A 17,858-nucleotide genomic window follows, 5' to 3' on the forward strand; every position below is an offset into this window, starting at 1 on the left:
AGAATGTAGGATGAAGAAGTTTTTACTGTTTGTCATTATGACTGTTTTAGCGATCACTTCTGTTGCTTGTGGCAAGAAAGATACTTCAAAAGCAAGTGCTAGTAAAGGAGACCGTTTTGTGACGAATCTTGGTAGTGATCCTTATACGCTAGATTCAGCAATTTCAACGGATAATAACTCTAATTATGTAATTGAGCACTTATTTGCAACTTTGTATAGACAGACAACTGATGGGAAATTTGAAAAGGATTTAGTAGAGAAAGAGGAAGCTGGGGCAGATGGAAAAGAGTACACATTCTATTTGAAAAAAGGATTGAAATGGTCTGATGGTTCCCCGTTAACAGCAAAAGATTTTGAATTCGCTTGGAAGAGAATATTAAATCCTAAAACGGGTTCTATGAATGCAACAGAACTATATTTCATTAAAGGTGGAGAAGCATTTAATACAGGGAAAGGTGCAGAAGATGCAGTAGGAATTCAAGCGGTAGATGATGTAACTCTAAAGCTACAATTTGAACATCCAGTAACATCTATTAAACGAACATTATCTCAGTCGTTATATATTCCACTTAATAAAAAATCTATTGATGAAAAAGGTAAACTAAAAGTAGATCCAAAAGAATTAATTACAAATGGTCCTTTCACATTGAAAGAATGGAAGCATAATCAAGCGATTATTCTAGAAAAAAATAAAGAGTTTCATGATAAAAAAGTAGCATCAAAAGAAATTGAATTCCGTATTATTCCTGAAGGTAAAACAGCGTATCAATTATACAAATCTGGAGAACTAGATTTACTATCTCACATACCAACAGATTTAATTGAAAAGGAACAAAACAATAAAGAGTTTAAAAAAATGCAAGACTACTCAACTCATATTTACTCATTTAATTCAGAAAAGCCACCATTTACAAATGCGAAAATTCGTAAAGCTTTTGCATTGGCTGTAGATCGTAAGTTTATCGTAGAGAAAGTATTAAAGAATAATGCAAAAGAAGCATATGGATTTGTACCAGAAGGAGCAAAAACAGAAAGTGGTCGTGACTTCCGTAAAGAGAAAGGTGACTATTTTAAATATGATCCTGCGGTGGCTAAGACGTTATTAGAAGAAGGAATGAAAGAAGAAGGATGGACTACTCTTCCAGAAGTGACAGTGAAATATTCAGATAAGAAGAAAATAGCTGAAACACTTCAAGAAATGTTTAAGAAAAATCTTGGTGTAGATGTAAAAATAGAAGGTAAAGAGTGGAAAAGTTATATTGATATGTATAAACAAAGTGACTTCCAAATCGCATATATGGGCTGGGGAGGATCTACATTAGATCCAGCTGCTCAATTAGAAATTTATGCAGGGGATGGACCAAATAACTATGCAAAATGGTTTAATAAAGACTTCGATAATTTAATTAATCAAGCAAAATTAGAACAAGACGAAAATAAACGCTTTGACTTATTACATCAAGCAGAAGATATTATGTTTACAGAATACCCTTTAATCCCACTTGTATTCCCAACAGATTCTTATTTACAAAAATCATCTGTATCTGGATTAGAATACTACGTAGGATCTCAACCGAGCTTACGATATGCTAAAAAATAAAATAAAGAAGTAGGCAATCGCCTACTTCTTTATTTTATTTCTCTTTTATATTCTTTTTTCGTTCCATCAGAGAATACAACTTCTAAAGCGAATTTTTGGTAGTCTTTATCAAGTTTGAACACGTTTACTACTTGATCAATTACTTCTTGGTCAGGAGTATCTTTATCAAATTTTAATTCTTGTAGAAGTGGGCTTAATTTTGTAATAGCCTCGTCGCCTGTTAATTTTACATCTGCTTTATGGTCTTCAACTTTTGCTTCCATTTTTTTATCGGCTGCTACATTTTTATAATCAGCTTCGTAGTCTTTCTTTGTATCCTGATAGTCCGCTTTTAAATCGAATTCATTGAAGTTTAGCTTTAAATCAGCAGGAGCTTCTTTTTTTGCCTCTTCTGTAGTCTTTTTATTAGAGGTTGTATCTTCTTTTGCAGGAGCTTTACATCCTGTTAATGCAGGTACTAGCATAAGAGCTAATAAAATTGATAGTAAAATTCTCATTATAAATTCCTCCTTATGTAAATTTGTTCTATACAAGTTTTTCCCAAAATCATGTAATTATGTATGTGTTGAAAATAAATTATTTACTTATAGTTTCAAGGGTTAATCCGCAATTTGAAGAAGTAGAAAAATAAAAAAGTAAGGAGGAAAAGTATGCTCAAATATGTAAAACTAATGAGTATAAGTCTAGTAGTATCTTCATGTATTAGGGGAATCAACTATTTAATTAGTTACCTTTGGTCAGGGCATATACTTTCTTTGAAATGGAAAACATATCTAATGTTTATATTTATTATGAGCTTTACTTCAATGCAAAAGAAGTACAAGAAGATTATTGACAATTATTAAAAAAGTTATATAATCTAAATGTAAGTGATCACTTGCATTGGAGAGAGAGGGTTTTATGGCGCGCTCAAAGACTGCAGAAAAAATCATTCAAGCGGCAATTGAATTAGTGAAAGAAAAAGGGTATACCGCAGCGACAACGAAAGAAATTGCAATGCGTGCAGGTGTTAATGAGGTAACGATATTCCGCAATTTTAAAAGTAAGAAGGGTGTTATTGAAGCGGCGGTTGCTGAATTTTCATATATACCGCATTTAAAACAATTTTTGCAAACAGAAATTGTGTGGGAATTAGAAACTGATTTAAAGAACTTAGCAAGGCATTATCATAAATTTTTAAATAGCATAAAAGATATTATTTCTATTGGTATACGTGAGGCGAGAGAATTTCCGGAATTAGATGAGGAAATCTCTAAAATTCCAAAAGGATTAAAAGAGGAATTAATAATTTATTTTGCCAAGATGCAGGAACAGGGCAAGATTATTCATACAAATATTGAAGCGCAAGTAATGAATTTTATATGGATTAATTTTGGTTACTTTCTATCTAAATTGCGCTTTGAAAACCGAATTATGGAAATTGATGATGAGAAATTTATTGAGAATAATATAGTTTTATATGCTAGGGCTTTAAGACCCTAGTATTTATTTAAAATAAAATGCAAGTAAGTACTTGCTTGCTATATAGGAGAGCGGGAATATGGATACATTAAAACAGTTTTTAAAACGACCAGGTACGTATGTAGGGATGGTAGTAGCGCTATCGTTCCAACTGATTTTCTTTTGTGTTTGGTTAACGGCGTATGATGGAGTGAATGAAAGAGCAGATCAAATGCGTATCGCTATTGTGAATGAGGATGGAAATATAGGCAATAAAATAGCAGAAGGCTTGCAGAGAAATTTACCATTTAAGGTGAAAGCGGAACAGTCTGTGGAAAAAGCAAATAAAGAAATGAATGACCATTTGTACGATATGATTATTGAAATTCCTACTTCTTTTTCAAAAGATATAAATGAAACAGGAAAAGCAAATTTAAACTTCCACATTAATCAAGCGAATGCCATGATGGCAAAGCAAATGATGGAAGGGGCTGCAAAACAAATTCGAGACAACGTAAATAAAGAGATAGCAGGTTATAAGAAACAAGCGATTGTTGGAAAATTACAAGCTGTAGGACCTGAGAATTTAGGAATGATAAAAGGTTTAACCGAAGATTCAATTGGCTTTACAGTTCACAAAGTAAATGATGCAAAAGGATTTTCGGCTAATATGGTACCACTAATGATGGTATTAGCTTCATTTGTAGGAGCAATGATCATGAGTATGGAACTTTCAAAAGTTGCAAAGGAAGTAAAGAACGGTTGGAGTAATTTCGTATCAAGACAAATCATTAACGGTACAGTATCAATTTTACTTGCATGTATTACAATTGGCTTGATGGAAGGATTTCAAATTGAAGTGCATGAAACAGTATGGAGTATATTGATGTTTCAAGCAATAGTCTTCTTCGCATTTCTTTCATTAACACAAATGTTCATAACTGTTTTCGGAAATGCAGGTATGATTTTTAATATTATCTCGCTATCGTTACAACTTGTAAGTTCAGGTGTAATCGTACCACATGCAATGCTTTCTAAAACATATCAAACGATCGGTGAATTATTTCCCGCAACATATGCAGCGAATGGTTATTACACAATAATATTTGGTGGAGTTAATTTAGCGGAAAATATTATTTCATTATTACTTATTATACTAGTTACACAATTGGTAGCGGGAATCACTATAGGTATAAAAGGGATAGTAAAGAGGAGAAGTTCTGTAGTTAAAGAAGCATAAAGTAAAAAAGGTATCCTTCGTGGGATACCTTTTTTACTAGCGTTTATTATTTTGCAACTTCTGTCCACTTGTAGTTAAATTCACCGCCGAAGTCAGTTGTTACAAGTCCTTTAATAAATCCGCGTTGTAGGTAAGAACGACCTTGTTGGTATAAAGGAGCAACAGCACCATCTTGTAATAAGATTTTTTCAGCTTGCTTCATTGCTTCCCAGCGTGCTTTTTCATCGCCAGCTAAATCTGTTTTCACTTTATGAATTAGCTCGTCGTACTCTTTGTTAGAGTATTTATCGAAGTTATAAGCACTATCTGTTGTGAATAGATCTAAGAATGTAATAGGATCCGCGAAGTCAGGACCCCAGCCATCGATTCCGATTTCGTAATCACCACTTAATAGTAGTTTTAACTGTTGTTTACGTGGTTGAGGTTTTAAAGTCACTGTTAATCCATCTAGATTCTTTTCTAGTTCACCTTTTAAATATTCGCCAGTTTTCTTAGCTAAAGCATTATCACTTGTTAATAGTTCAATTGTTACTTTGTCAGTACCAAGTTCTTGTTTCGCTTTTTTCCAGTTTTCTTTTGCAGATTTCACATCATCTTTGACTAGATTTCCATTCTCTTTACGGAAGTCATTACCGTCTGGACTTTTTGCGAATTTCGCAGGAACCATTCCTTCTGCTGGGATTGCACCGTTATTTAAAATTGTTTCTACGTACGCTTTTTTATTCATTGCTTCGTTAATAGCGAGGCGTGCATGTTGATTTTTTAATACTGCATTTTTCTGATTTAGTCGTAAGAATTGGATACCGACTTCAGCGCGTTCCTTGAAGTTGGAGTCGTTCTTATACTTATCAACAAACTCCGCAGTTAAAGCAACGCGATCAATTTGTCCTGAATCATATAAGTTAACTTCTGTAGATTTATCTTTAACGACATTGAAGTTGATTTCTTCTAGTTTTACAGTTTTAGCATCCCAATAGTTAGGGTTCTTCTTCAATTGGAAGCTTTGTTCATGTTTCCAGTTATCTAATGTGAAAGCACCATTGTAAATTAAATGATTTGTTTCTAAACCGTATTTATCGCCTTGAGATTTTAAATAGTCTTCATTAATTGGTAAGAATGTTGAGAATGTCGTTAAGCTTAAGAAGTAGGGAACAGGGCGGTCCAGTTGTACTTCTAAAGTTTTATCGTCAAGAGCTTTAACGCCTAATTGATCGATCGCTGCTTCTTTTTGATTTATTTGTTTCGCATTTTTTATATCAAAGAATAAGAATGCATATTCAGCTGCTGTTTCAGGGTTTACGGCACGTTGCCAAGCGAATACAAAGTCTTTTGCTGTTACAGGAGTACCGTTTGACCATTTTGAATCACGCAGGTGGAATGTATATTTTGTTTTATCGGGACTTACGTCAACCGACTCAGCAACACCAGGAATCGGTTTATTATCTTCTCCCATTGCATATAAACCTTCAAAAACATTTCGCATTACGTTCATGGATTCCCCATCCGTTGCTTTTGCAACATCCATTGTTGGAATTTCTGAAGCAAATGATAAGTTAATCGCTTGTTTATCATTTGCTTTATCGTTCGCTTTTGCTCCGCCTGCATTATCTTTATTTCCCCCGCAAGCAGTTAGTAGTAGACTTGCCCCTAAAACAGATGCAACAACAGGTACAACTTTTTTCTTCATTGTTCTTTCCTCCCTAAATGTGTTGTTCGTAACGCCATAATGTCCATGTCTTGAAGTGTAGCTACAGAAGAGAAAACCTATTATAAATATGTGTATATAGGTAATCAGGTGTTCTATATGTATATACATGTTGAACTATAATCTGACGTTATATGTTTCAACTTTGTAGACATTACATTTTGATGGTTAAATATTTCGTCTCTTTGATTATTTAGAATATTAACACTGGAAAGAACTATATGTCAATAATAAAAAGTGGAGTGTTAATTTCTTGGAATAATATATTGAAAAAGCAGATTTCCTCATATTAGGGAATCCGCTTTTAATATATTTTGCTAAAAAAACAATGGGTGTGGGTGGGAACACAATGATCTAAGTTGCATTTTATCCCGCATTAACGGGCAGTAAGATCCTCACCTCAAAATTCAGTGAAAGCAAAGAAGTAAGGGGGGCAACTGTCCGTAAAAGCCCGATTGGTGAGGGCTGATTAAAATTTCACTCTATTTTTCAATTTTTGCCCACTTGAAGTTTAACTGGCCTGCAAAGTCTACTTGTACAATTCCTTTTACATAAGAACGCTCTAGATAAGATTCTCCTTTTTGGTAAAGAGGAGCGATAACAGAGTCCTTAAATAAGATTTTTTCTGATGCTAGTAACGCTTCCCAGCGAGCTTTTTCATCACCAGCCAAAGTAGTTTTAACTTTTTCAATTGTGTCATCAAACTCTTTATTAGAGTAATGATCTAAATTGTAAGGGTTATTCGTCGTAAATAGTTCAAGGAATGTAATTGGATCAGCAAAGTCAGGGCTCCAACCGTCAATTCCAATCTCGTAGTCACCTTTTAATAAGAGTGAAACTTGTTGTTTACGTGGTTGCGGTTTTATATTTACTGTTAAGCCATCTAAATTCTTTTCTAGTTGCCCTTTTAGGAATTCACCAGTTTTCTTCTCAAGGTCACCATCACTTGTTAATAATTCTAATGTTATCTTTTCAGAACCAAGTTCTTTTTTTGCTTTCTTCCATAATTCTTGTGCAGATGTTGTATCAACTTTTGTTAAATCGCCGTTTGCAGTACGGAAGTCTTTTCCATCAGGCCCTTTTGCAAAGTTTTTCGGCACGAGACTAAAGGTTGGTGTAGAGCCATCATTTAATAACGTATTTACAAAGGATTTTCGATCAATTGTTTGATCGATTGCTTGGCGTGCAGAAACGTTTTGAAGTACTTTGTTTTGTTGATTCATACGTAAAAACTGTACGCCTACGTTCGGGCGTTCTTTAAAGTTAGCATCCTTTTTATATTTATCAACGAAGTCAGATGTTAGTTTTATACGGTCTAATTGTTTAGATTCGAATAAATTTACTTCTGTTGATTTTTCTTTCACAACGTTGAAATTGATTTCTTCGAGTTTGACATTATCTTTATCCCAATAGGTAGGGTTTTTCTTAAATTTAAAGCTTTGTTCATGCTTCCAATCGCTTAGTGTAAAAGCTCCGTTGTATAAGATTTTGTTATCTTCTAAAGCGTACTTATCACCTTGTGCTTTAAAGAATTCCTCGTTGATTGGTAGAAATGTTGGGAACGCCGTTAAGCTAATAAAATACGGAACAGGGCGCTCTAATTCTACTTCAAACGTATGGTCATCAACTGCTTTTATACCAAGTTGATCGGCAGGAAGTTCTTTGTTGTTAATTTTTGTTGCATTTTTAATATCAAAGAATAGAAATGCATATTCAGAGGCTGTTGCTGGATCGACAGCTCTTTGCCAAGCGAAGACAAAATCTTTCGCTGTAACAGGAGTGCCGTTTGACCATTTTGAATCTCGTAAATGGAATGTGTATTTCGTTTTATCGCCATTTATTTCATGAGATTTTGCAACGCCAGGGACAGGCTTGTTACCTTCGCCAAGATTATACAAACCTTCAAATACGTTTCTCATTACTTGACCAGAATCAGTATCTGTAGCACGAGCCGTATCCATTGTTCGTATTTCGGTAGGTGAAGATAAGTTTAAAACCTGTTTGCTAGGTGCCTCGTCTTTTGCATTTGCTCCGCTCGCTTCGTTTTTATAACTACCGCAACCAGTTAATAAAATACTTACTCCTACAACTGATGCAATACCGGGTACAAACTTCTTTTTCATTTGATTTTCCTCCTAAATAATTAAGTTTGGATGATGATGATGAGGGAAATGAAAAATAAAAAATCCCTCTTTTCATATTGAGAAAGAGGGATTTTTACGTACAAGTTATGCACCCGTATATAAACGAAGTCCCTCATTCTATCTTTCAAGCACAAAGCTTGCAGGAAGTGGCACAGTATTCAAAATGAACCTGCTGCCGAGGTTTCAAAGGGCCAGTCCCTCCACCTCTCTTGATACAATGAGTAAACAAATAAATTTTATTAATTTTTGTGTTTCTTTGATAATTCAAAATCTTACACCTTAGATAATGAAGTGTCAATCAAATGGAATATAGTTTAAATTTTCAGTTTTATTAAAAATAAAAAAACCACTGCATATGGCAGTGGTTTCCCTACTAGAAGTTAAAGTTATCAGGATCTGGACCAACGCGATGATTTTCATTTAAAGCTTGAATTGCTTTCATATCATCCGAGCTTAATTCAAAGTCAAAGATGTTTGCATTTTCAATAATGCGGTGTTCTTTAATAGACTTAGGGATTGTTACAACTTCATTTTGTAGATCCCAACGTAAAATAACTTGTGCAGTCGATTTATTATATTTCGTAGCGATTTCTTGTAATGTTGGGTGATTAAGTAGCTGCCCCTGCATTAATGGTGACCAAGCTTCAAGCTGGATGTTATGTTCTTTACAGAAGGCATGTAATTCTTCTTGTGCTAAACGTGGGTGGTATTCCACTTGGTTAACCATTGGTTTAATTTCTGCAATTTCAAATACGTCTTGCAAATGGTGAATATGGAAATTACTCACACCGATAGCACGAACACGACCATCTTTATAAAGCTGCTCTAAAGCTTTCCATGATTCAGTGTATTTTCCTTTTACAGGCCAATGTACTAAATATAGATCTAAATATTCTAGACCTAATTTTTCTAATGTAGTTTCAAATGCTTGTAGTGTTGACTCGTAACCTTGATCACTATTCCACACTTTTGAAGTGATGAATAACTCTTCACGAGGAATACCAGATTCTTGAATTGCCTGTCCAACGCCTTCTTCGTTTTTATATATCGCAGCAGTATCGATACTACGATATCCATTTTTTATAGCTGCTTTTACAGAATCAATTACTTCTGTACCATCTTCAACTTTAAAAACACCCAAGCCGAACCAAGGCATTTTCACGCCGTTATGTAATGTTGTATAGTCGTTTAAACTTGTTAAAGTCATATTAATTCCCCCTAGCTTTTTTATTGGTCGCTTCAACTGCTTGTTGAATGACTTCTGAAAAATTATTTTCATATAGAACTTTTAAGCCTTCAGCCGTTGAACCTCCTGGTGTTGTTACTTGTTCGCGGAGCATAGCTGGATCCTGATTTTGCTGGAGCATAGCGGCAGAGCCAGCAATCATTTGAATGACAAGGTGTTTTGCTGTTTCCTCATCAATACCATAGCTTTTCGTTGCTTCAATTAACCCTTCAGCAAAGTGATAGAGAAAAGCGGGTGCACTACCAGTAACTGCGGTAAGTTGGTGAACTTCCTCTTCGGTACAAAACTGTGAGGTACCGATACCTTTTAAAAGAAGTTGTAACGTTTCTTGATGTGTTTCAGCTACAGAATGTCCCGTCGTATATAAGGAGATAGACTTTCCAATTCCAGCAGCTGTATTTGGCATAATCCAAGCAACAGGTGTCCCTTGGGGAAGTCTTTCTTCTAGATAAGATGGTCCGATTCCGGCAGCAACTGTCACGACAAATTGATTAGTTAGAAGAGGGGATAGATCCGCTAATAGCTGTTCATGTGCGACAGGCGGCATTGCTAAAACGATTGTATCTACAGATTTAATATGCTGTTTCCAATCTGTTGTAATCGATAGATCATATTGAGTTTGTAATTGCGTTAGTTTTTCTATGTTACTTCGGTTGGAAACAATAATTTCTTCGATGTATTCTTTACTTGTTGTAAGTAGTCCAGCAAATATAGCTTCTGCCATACGACCGGCACCAATAAATAAAATTCGATGTTTATTAGGCATATCCTTTATTCCTTTCTGATGAGAATATGTTATAAAAAACGATACCATTTTCAAGAGAATTTTGTAAAAAGAAACGGCTTATCGTAAGTGGAATAGATGAGTGGGGAGTTTTACAGGAGAAAATTTATAGTAAGTATAAGAGTTATTTCTTATACTGTTGATAGGGAGTTTATTACATATCTGGGGAGAGATAAATATGGTTAGAAGTCCACTTTTTTTACTCATTTCTAGTATTATTTGCATATTAGTTGGATTCTATATCCGATCAAGTTATATTGAAATTTTCGCATCGGTTATGGGGATTATTAATGTTTGGTTACTTGCAAGGGAAAAGGTATCAAACTTTTTATTTGGGATGATTACAGTTGCGGTATTTCTGTATATTTTCACTACACAAGGCTTATACGCAATGGCAGTATTAGCAGCCTTCCAATTTATATTTAATGTGTACGGTTGGTATTACTGGATTGCGCGTAGTGGGGAGGAGAAGGTAAAACCGACAGTTCGCTTAGATTTGAAAGGATGGATTATTTATATACTTTTTATTTTAGTTGCTTGGATTGGTTGGGGATATTATCAAGTCCGTTATTTAGAATCGACAAGTCCATATTTAGATGCTTTAAACGCTGTATTAGGATTAGTAGCTCAATTTATGCTGAGTCGAAAAATCTTAGAAAATTGGCATTTATGGATTTTGTATAACATAGTTAGCATTGTGATTTATATTTCAACGGGCTTATACGTCATGTTAGTATTAGCTATTATTAATCTATTTTTATGTATCGATGGCTTGCTAGAATGGAAGAAAAACCATAAAGAGCGAGAACGTGTAAATAATTATATTTAGAAAATAATTGTAATCAAAAAACCCCCTGAAGCATATACGTTTCAGGGGGTTTAAATATAGTATAAATTTATGCTTTTGTCATACCAAGCAATACAGCGCCGCCGATAATTAAAACACTACCTAGAGCAATAAAGATCAATTGACGTTTTGTTTTCTTTTCACCTAAGAAGACAATCGCACCGAATGTTGAGATAACGATTCCAGTTTGAGATAATGGGAAGCTTGTCGCTACTCCGACACGTGGTAATGAAAGAAGTAAGAATAAGTTTCCTGTTCCCCAAAGTAAACCAGATACAGCATTACGAATTGCATATTTGTTAAATGGTTTATGTTTAGACGTCAGTACAACCGCACCAACGAACATACCAACTGCCTGTGGTAAAATAGCAGACCAACCATCAATGTTATACCAACGAATAATAATTACATATACAAGATAACCGAAAGTAGAAACAATTAAAGTAAGAAGTCCCTTTTTCAATTGTCCTGGTGGCTGTGCATTTTCTTTATCATCTAGTGATGTGAATACTACACCAACTACGATTAATAGGATTGCAATCGTTCCCAGAACAATCGTTGTAGTAGTAGTCCACTCACGAAAAGCGATAACTCCAAAGATCGAAGTTGCAACAAGTTGCATACCAGTAGAAATAGTTACAGTAGTTGAAACACCTAGTTTTTCAACTGTTTTTAATTGGTTTACTTGTCCTAAAGCCCAGAATAAACCTGAAATAAAGCCAACAATCAAGACTGTCATTGTTAAAGTTGGTTGAGTAAATACATACATAGTTGTTGCGAAGAATAGAGCACCGATTGTCATACCTACCGTTTGGCTATATGCACCACCGCCCATTTTTACGCTTACTAATAAGATGTTTCCCCATGCGATTGCAGGAAGAAGCGCTAATAAAATGTCCATTACAAGACTCCCTTCGGTTTTCTATACCAATATAATTACATATCGTTCTAACGATCGGTAATGCCCCACTAATAGAGTAGAAGATTACCGATCGCTAAAACAGGATGAAGAATTTACGATATAAATGCGTTTTCATTTCTTCATTTTTTGAAACACTTTCATATAATAACAGGAAATTACCTATTTTAGAAAGTGAATTCAAATAAAATGTATATTTAAATAAGGGGAAAAATTCAGTTATTAATCAAATCATTTTATTTTTCGGGAAATAAAAAGCAACTTTTGTCGAAAGTTGCTTTAAGAAGTAGTAATTCTTCTATTAATGAGTTGAATGCATAGTAAGAATAGAAGGGACATACTAATCGTTATGATTACAAGTGTCCAAGCTAGTTGCATATTACTCGCATCAATAGCCATATAAATCGCCGTTGGAATCGTCTGAGTTTTGCCAGGTATATTTCCTGCAAACATTAAAGTTGCACCAAATTCACCGAGTGCGCGAACAAAGCTTAAAATCATACCGCTAAGTAGTGCGGGGAATGCAAGCGGGAGTGTAACATGTAGAAAAACTTGATATTCACTTGCACCAAGATCGCGCGCGCCATCTTCAATTTGTACATTTGCGATAGAAAATCCTGTTTTTGCTGATTGGTACATGAGCGGAAATGCAACGACTGTAGAAGCAATGATAGCAGCAGTAGATGTAAACATAATGGACTGCTGAAATAATGATTCAATCCACTTTCCAATGGGACTGTTATTTCCAAAAATGATAATTAGAAAAAAGCCGATAACAGTTGGTGGAAGCACCATTGGTAATAAGAAAATAGTTTCTAGTAGTACTTTATATCGCCACGAGGAGCGCGCTAATGCTCGTCCAATAATCGTTCCTAAGATCGTAACGATTATTGTGGCGCACGCAGCTACTCGCAAGGATAGAAAGACAGGTGACAAAATTGCATCAAAGCTCATAGCGATTATGGCAGGATTGTAAATCCATATTTCTTAAAGATAGATTGTGCATCTTTTGATTGTAAATACTCATAGAATGAAGTCGCCTCTTTCTTATGCTTAGATTCCTTTATAACACCTAAAGGATAGTGGATTGGCTCATGAGAATTAGCTGCTACCGCTTCTACAATTTTTACCTTGTCTGAAACGAGAGCGTCTGTTTTATATACAATACCAGCATCAACATTACCTGTTTCTACATATGTTAACACTTGGCGAACATCTTTTGTAAATACGATTTTATTTTGAACGTCATTCCAAAGATTTTCATATGTGAGAGAAGCTTTTGCATATTTTCCTGCAGGTACAGATTCGGGTGTACCAAGTGCGATTTTCTTGATTTTCTCATCCTTTAAATCTTGAAATTTTGTAAGAGCACTATCTTTTGGAACGACTAGAACTAGTTCATTTCCAAGAAGATTTTTTCCTTCTTTTTCATTAATGAATCCTTTTTTAACAAGAGTTTGGAATTTATCTTCTGCTGCAGAGAAGAATAAATCAGCAGGCGCACCTTGTTCAATTTGTTGTTGAAGTGCACCAGAAGCACCGAAATTAAAGGAAAGTTTAATATTAGGCTCTTTCTCTTTATATTGTTTTTCAATTTCTTTTAATGCATCTTGTAAGCTAGCAGCAGCTGAGATAGTCAGTTCGACTGTTTGTCCCTCTTTAGCAGCTGACTTTTCTTTCTTTTCCCCGCTTGTACAAGCAGCACTAAATATAAGAAGGAAAGAAAGTATAAGTGCCCCAATGGATCGTAATGTAAACTTATTCATAAAAAAATCCCCTTTTGTTTTGATATATTCAATTATAACTAATTATAACTAATTATAACTAGTTATAATTGAATATAATTTGAACGGTATAGTTGTTTTTTAAAACTAGGAGAAATATTCTTTTCTTTGTTACAATGAAGGAAGAAAGTGAGGAATCGTCTATGGATCATCATTCCTACACAACGGAAGAAGTAGCAAAGCGATTAAAAGTATCAAAATTAACTGTATACGATCTAATTAAAAAAGGAGAACTTCCTTCTTATAGGGTTGGTAGACAAATGCGCATTGATGCAGCTGATTTAGAACAATATATAAAGCAAATGAAAACAGGGAAGGTACAATTTACTCCTGTAAAGAAGGACGAAATTAGTAGTTCGAATACACGCATCATTAGTGGTCAAGAACTAACGTTAGATATGTTGGCAAAGCATATAGAAAATCGATTGCCAAATTCTAATATATTGAGAGCGTATCAAGGTAGTTTAACGAGTTTAGTGAAGATGTACCAAGGAGAAGGAAGCGTCGTTAGTTTACACTTATTTGATGGTGAAACGGGTACATATAATGTTCCTTACGTAAAACGTATTTTAGTTGGACAACCATGTATTATGATTAATTTATTATCAAGGAATGTAGGGTTTTATGTGCAAAAAGGGAATCCCAAAAATATAAAAACATGGGCTGATTTATCTCAGTCATCTATACGATTTGTAAATCGAGAAAAGGGTTCCGGTATTAGGGTATTAGTGGATGAGCAATTGCGAATTCAAAAAATAAATAAAGAAGATATTAGCGGTTATGAATGGGAAGAATCGAATCACCTTGGTGTTGCTTCGCAAGTTGCGAATGGAAAAGCTGATGTTGGAGTAGGGTCAGAAAAGTTTTCGCAAATTGTAAATGTAGACTTTATTCCAATAATGAAAGAACAGTATGATTTAGTACTTCTGAAGAATAGAGAAAATGAGGAACTTATTGAGGTTATAAAAGAGGTTTTGCAATCTGAAGAGTTTCACAATGAATTAAAAGCAATTGGTGGATATGATATAAGCAAAACAGGCCAAATTATATATGAAACAAACTAAAAAGCTGCTTGTCTATAAGACGAGCAGCCTTTTCTATATATAAAGGGGTTGGGGGAAACAAAGTGTTAAATAAGACTTTGAGCAAGTGTGTAAATGAAAGCTGTAAGAAGAGCTGCTCCACTTGCAAGTTCGATAAAGTGAAACTTTAATCAGTGAGGGCGGGGTATCCCTCGCTGATTATTAGCCCTCACCAATCGGGCTTTTACGGGCAGTTGATCCCAAACCTAACTTCTTTGATTTCGCTGAATTTTGAAGTGGGAGTCTTACTGCCCGTTAATGCGGGATAAAGTCTGATTTGTTAAATGTAATGATGTTCATAATAATCTCTCCTTATTTGTTTAATGTAGTTGCAACTGCTTTTGCATCGACAAGTGCGGATAGCACCATGCCCATTGTATTTAAAAATTTGTTTGATTTCATTTTGTTCATCATGCGTATCCGCTCCTTTTCGAATTGTTGTTGCCCTGCTTTATGTCTTAATTATAGGAAATATGATCAGTTACAACTATCGAATTAGCTTACGGGAGACTTACACTTTTGTAAGAAAAAAGACATTCGTGTAAGAATGTCCTTCACAGCATATTGATATGATGATGCTCTTCAATTGTTTTTAAAAAGCTACGCATTGAATTGGTCATGTAGCTATCTTTGCGGCGTATGAAAACCGTTGAAATACTACCGTATTTTTCAGGGATTGCATGACAATGTACCTTACCAGCTTTAGAAAGATGGTGGACAGCAGACTGCGGTACGAGTGTAATACCAAGGCCAAGTGCAACACTGTTTAGTATTGTTTCTAATATATTAAATTCCATAATTCTTTTTGGCAGTAAACCTTCATCTTTAAGCCATCGCTCTAATTTTGAACGGTATCCACATCCTTGATTAAAAACGAGTAGGGGCGTCGTAGTAAATTCTTCTATATGAAAAGCTTTATTTTGTGTAACAAGCATTAATTTCTCAGTACTAACATCGTATTGTTCAATTAGTGGATGTTTAATAGGACCTGATATAAAGGCGCCATCTAATTGATGATCAAGTACTTCTCTAATAAGTTCTTCCGTTAGACCGGCTTGTAATGATAAATCGACATTTGGATAGCTTTTATAGTAAGAAGACAAGATGGTAGGTAATGTACTGACTGTTTCGACTGTACCAATTTTTAATATGCCAGATGGTGTTTCACTATCTAAAAACACCTGTTTTAGCTCTTCAACATCTTGCAAAATTTTATGAACGTAAACGAGCATCTTTCTTCCTTCAGCTGTTAAAGTCATGCCTCGCTTATGACGGTAAAAGAGAGGTGTTTTCAGCTCGTTTTCTAATTGTTTAATACGTGCGGTTACATTTGATTGTACATAATTTAATTCCTTTGCTGCGCCGCTTACACTACCGCGGTCGGCAACGCTCTGGAAGATTTGTAAGTCTCGTAATTCCATTCTATGCTCCTCCTTGATGTTAACTATCATTATAAATGATAGTTAACATCATTTTGAATCATTTTACGTGATATATTTTTTCTTTTACAATTCTCTTTGTGCAAATAGAAAGAAGCGGGGGATTGTGGTGAGAAAAGGTCAAATGATAATAGGTGCTTTGGCATGTTTAATTGCAAGTATGTCATGGGGAGCGATGTTTCCGGTTGCTGATCATGCTCTAGAATACATAGATCCATTTTATTTTTCGTTTATTCGTTATGGGGCGGTAGCAATTGTACTGATTGTATTATTGCTAATGAAAGAAGGAAAGAAAGCATTTCGCTTAGAAGGAAGAGGAAAGTTACTCGTCTTTTTTGGAACAATGGCGTTTACCGTATATAATGTATTAATTTTTCTAGGACAAATGTTAATGGGAAAATCAGGTGTGATGGTAGCTTCTATTATGGAGGCGCTTATGCCGATGATTTCAATTTGTATTTTATGGGGATATAAAAATATAAAGCCGAAGAAGTATATGATAACGAGCATGATTATCGCATTTGTAGGAGCTGTATTTGTTATTACGAAAGGTGATATGAGTTTCTTTTTAACATTGAAAGATAACATGTTTTCACTAGCATTTATATTTGTTGGTGTTGTAGGATGGGTTATTTATACGATGGGTGGTCAAACGTGTAGTGATTGGTCTACGTTACGTTATTCTACGTTGACCTGTGTATTTGGTACGGCTGTCACAGGAATTATAACGGTAATCATTACGGCGCTTGGATACGTTTCAGTCCCAAGTATGGAAACGATTTCTATTGTGAAATATGATTTATTATTTATGATGACATTACCAGGTATTGTAGCGCTACTTGCTTGGAACTACGGTGTGAAAATCTTATCATCAATTAATGGTATTTTATTTATTAACTTTGTGCCAATTACTACTTTAGTTATTATGATGATACAAGGATATAAAATAACGACATTTGATGTATTAGGAACATTATTTGTTATTGCAGCGCTTATTCGTAATAATGTTTGTCAGAGAAAAGAAGAAAATATAAATAAACAAATTTTGCAAGAAAAGCAATTGCGTCAAGCTGTTTAATAGGCAACTGGAGGATTTTATATGTTAGAAAGTTTATTGTTTTTCTTTGCTGCTGGAGTTGCCTGCGAGCTTGCAGCAATTAATCGAAACGGTCGTAAAAATATAAAACAACAAGCTGAACTGATACAGCTTTTAAAAGACTTGAAGGAAAGAAAAAATTAAAAAGACGACCGGGCATAGACGGTCGTCTTTTCTATTATTATTTATATAAAGGGGAAAGGGGACACAAAGTTATATAAGCGTAGCAGCGTAAATGAAAGCAGTAAGAAGAATCGAGCCGCTAGCCAGTCCTAAAAAATCTAATTTGTTAAAAGTCATGTTATTCATTATAAATTCTCCTTACTTGTTTAATGTAGAAGCAACAGCTTTTGCATCGATAAGAGCGGAAAATACCATGCCCATTGTATTTAAGAAATTGTTCGTTTTCATTTTGTTCATCATATAGATCCGCTCCTTTTCAAATGGTTGTTGTTACTTTCTAACTTAATTGTATAAGATAGTGGAGGGAGTCACTATCGAATTAGCTTACAAGAAAATTACACTTTTGTAA

18 protein-coding genes, 1 pseudogene and 1 riboswitch are annotated in these 17,858 nt (G+C 34.7%); of the genes and pseudogenes, 8 read left to right on the plus strand and 11 right to left on the minus strand.

The genetic code is table 11. The features are described from left to right. Positions 1-10 precede the first annotated feature (10 nt). Positions 11-1,600 (plus strand): peptide ABC transporter substrate-binding protein, encoded by a 1,590-nt coding sequence (locus ABH959_RS26195; RefSeq protein WP_219300639.1) that lies wholly within the window; start codon positions 11-13, stop codon positions 1,598-1,600. A 29-nt stretch (positions 1,601-1,629) separates the two neighbouring features. Here the strand turns inward: ABH959_RS26195 and ABH959_RS26200 are convergent, their stop codons facing one another. Next, positions 1,630-2,097 carry a YusW family protein gene (locus ABH959_RS26200; protein WP_113938324.1) on the minus strand — a complete coding sequence of 156 codons (468 nt, stop codon included), beginning with the start codon at positions 2,095-2,097 and terminating at the stop codon, positions 1,630-1,632. A gap of 153 nt (positions 2,098-2,250) precedes the next feature. Here ABH959_RS26200 and ABH959_RS26205 point away from each other — a divergent pair, with 153 nt between their 5' ends. The 3 genes from ABH959_RS26205 to ABH959_RS26215 are packed head-to-tail and all read left to right on the plus strand — an operon-like array spanning position 2,251 to position 4,280. Next, entirely contained in the window at positions 2,251-2,445 is a 195-nt protein-coding gene (locus ABH959_RS26205; RefSeq protein ID WP_113938325.1) for a hypothetical protein, read from the plus strand. 55 nt (positions 2,446-2,500) lie between these two features. Continuing rightward, positions 2,501-3,082, plus strand: coding sequence for a TetR/AcrR family transcriptional regulator (locus ABH959_RS26210; protein WP_113938326.1), 582 nt, complete (start codon positions 2,501-2,503; stop codon positions 3,080-3,082). Between the two features lie 58 nt (positions 3,083-3,140). Further along, positions 3,141-4,280, plus strand: a complete 1,140-nt coding sequence (locus ABH959_RS26215) for a YhgE/Pip domain-containing protein (RefSeq protein ID WP_113938327.1) — start codon at positions 3,141-3,143, stop codon at positions 4,278-4,280. A gap of 46 nt (positions 4,281-4,326) precedes the next feature. On the opposite strand, the gene ABH959_RS26220 is transcribed toward ABH959_RS26215, so the two are convergent. From ABH959_RS26220 to proC, 4 genes are all read right to left on the minus strand, one after another. Then, positions 4,327-5,967, minus strand: a complete 1,641-nt coding sequence (locus tag ABH959_RS26220; protein ID WP_113938328.1) for a peptide ABC transporter substrate-binding protein — start codon at positions 5,965-5,967, stop codon at positions 4,327-4,329. Between the two features lie 500 nt (positions 5,968-6,467). Then, on the minus strand, positions 6,468-8,108 hold the full coding sequence (locus ABH959_RS26225) for a peptide ABC transporter substrate-binding protein (protein ID WP_113938329.1): 1,641 nt from the start codon (positions 8,106-8,108) through the stop codon (positions 6,468-6,470). Between the two features lie 135 nt (positions 8,109-8,243). Further along, a riboswitch (SAM riboswitch) is annotated at positions 8,244-8,348 on the minus strand. 154 nt (positions 8,349-8,502) lie between these two features. Next, positions 8,503-9,336, minus strand: coding sequence for an aldo/keto reductase (locus ABH959_RS26230; protein WP_002063472.1), 834 nt, complete (start codon positions 9,334-9,336; stop codon positions 8,503-8,505). A gap of 1 nt (position 9,337) precedes the next feature. Further along, on the minus strand, positions 9,338-10,141 hold the full coding sequence (proC, locus tag ABH959_RS26235; protein ID WP_113938330.1) for a pyrroline-5-carboxylate reductase: 804 nt from the start codon (positions 10,139-10,141) through the stop codon (positions 9,338-9,340). A gap of 196 nt (positions 10,142-10,337) precedes the next feature. On the opposite strand from proC, the gene pnuC reads away from it, so the two are divergent. Then, positions 10,338-10,988, plus strand: a complete 651-nt coding sequence (gene pnuC, locus ABH959_RS26240) for a nicotinamide riboside transporter PnuC (RefSeq protein ID WP_002091429.1) — start codon at positions 10,338-10,340, stop codon at positions 10,986-10,988. Positions 10,989-11,055: 67 nt separating this feature from the next. On the opposite strand, the gene ABH959_RS26245 is transcribed toward pnuC, so the two are convergent. The 3 genes from ABH959_RS26245 to modA all read right to left on the minus strand — a co-directional run bounded on the left by ABH959_RS26245 (position 11,056) and on the right by modA (position 13,691). Beyond that, positions 11,056-11,907, minus strand: coding sequence for a GRP family sugar transporter (locus ABH959_RS26245; RefSeq protein WP_002009926.1), 852 nt, complete (start codon positions 11,905-11,907; stop codon positions 11,056-11,058). Between the two features lie 297 nt (positions 11,908-12,204). Beyond that, a complete protein-coding gene (modB, locus tag ABH959_RS26250; protein WP_002029397.1) occupies positions 12,205-12,879 on the minus strand; it encodes a molybdate ABC transporter permease subunit in 675 nt (224 codons plus the stop codon). 5 nt (positions 12,880-12,884) lie between these two features. Continuing rightward, a complete protein-coding gene (modA, locus tag ABH959_RS26255; protein WP_113938331.1) occupies positions 12,885-13,691 on the minus strand; it encodes a molybdate ABC transporter substrate-binding protein in 807 nt (268 codons plus the stop codon). A gap of 134 nt (positions 13,692-13,825) precedes the next feature. Here modA and ABH959_RS26260 point away from each other — a divergent pair, with 134 nt between their 5' ends. Continuing rightward, positions 13,826-14,773, plus strand: coding sequence for a helix-turn-helix transcriptional regulator (locus ABH959_RS26260; protein ID WP_113938332.1), 948 nt, complete (start codon positions 13,826-13,828; stop codon positions 14,771-14,773). Positions 14,774-14,838: 65 nt separating this feature from the next. Here ABH959_RS26260 and ABH959_RS26265 read toward each other — a convergent pair. Both ABH959_RS26265 and ABH959_RS26270 read right to left on the minus strand, forming a co-directional pair. Further along, positions 14,839-14,919: pseudogene (locus ABH959_RS26265) on the minus strand (DUF3948 family protein); the annotation flags it as partial. Between the two features lie 426 nt (positions 14,920-15,345). Then, the gene (locus ABH959_RS26270; protein ID WP_113938333.1) at positions 15,346-16,212 is read right to left on the minus strand and encodes a LysR family transcriptional regulator; all 867 of its coding nucleotides are present in this window, start codon (positions 16,210-16,212) and stop codon (positions 15,346-15,348) included. A 127-nt stretch (positions 16,213-16,339) separates the two neighbouring features. On the opposite strand from ABH959_RS26270, the gene ABH959_RS26275 reads away from it, so the two are divergent. Then, positions 16,340-17,308, plus strand: coding sequence for a DMT family transporter (locus ABH959_RS26275; protein WP_113938334.1), 969 nt, complete (start codon positions 16,340-16,342; stop codon positions 17,306-17,308). Positions 17,309-17,329: 21 nt separating this feature from the next. Continuing rightward, positions 17,330-17,470, plus strand: a complete 141-nt coding sequence (locus ABH959_RS26280) for a YrzO family protein (protein WP_002063481.1) — start codon at positions 17,330-17,332, stop codon at positions 17,468-17,470. A 69-nt stretch (positions 17,471-17,539) separates the two neighbouring features. Here the strand turns inward: ABH959_RS26280 and ABH959_RS26285 are convergent, their stop codons facing one another. Further along, positions 17,540-17,635, minus strand: coding sequence for a DUF3948 family protein (locus ABH959_RS26285; RefSeq protein WP_002124767.1), 96 nt, complete (start codon positions 17,633-17,635; stop codon positions 17,540-17,542). Between the last annotated feature and the right edge of the window lie 223 nt (positions 17,636-17,858).

The sequence above is a fragment of the Bacillus sp. RC51 genome (assembly GCF_044908115.1).
In the GTDB taxonomy this organism is placed as follows: Bacteria; Bacillota; Bacilli; order Bacillales; family Bacillaceae_G; genus Bacillus_A; species Bacillus_A mycoides.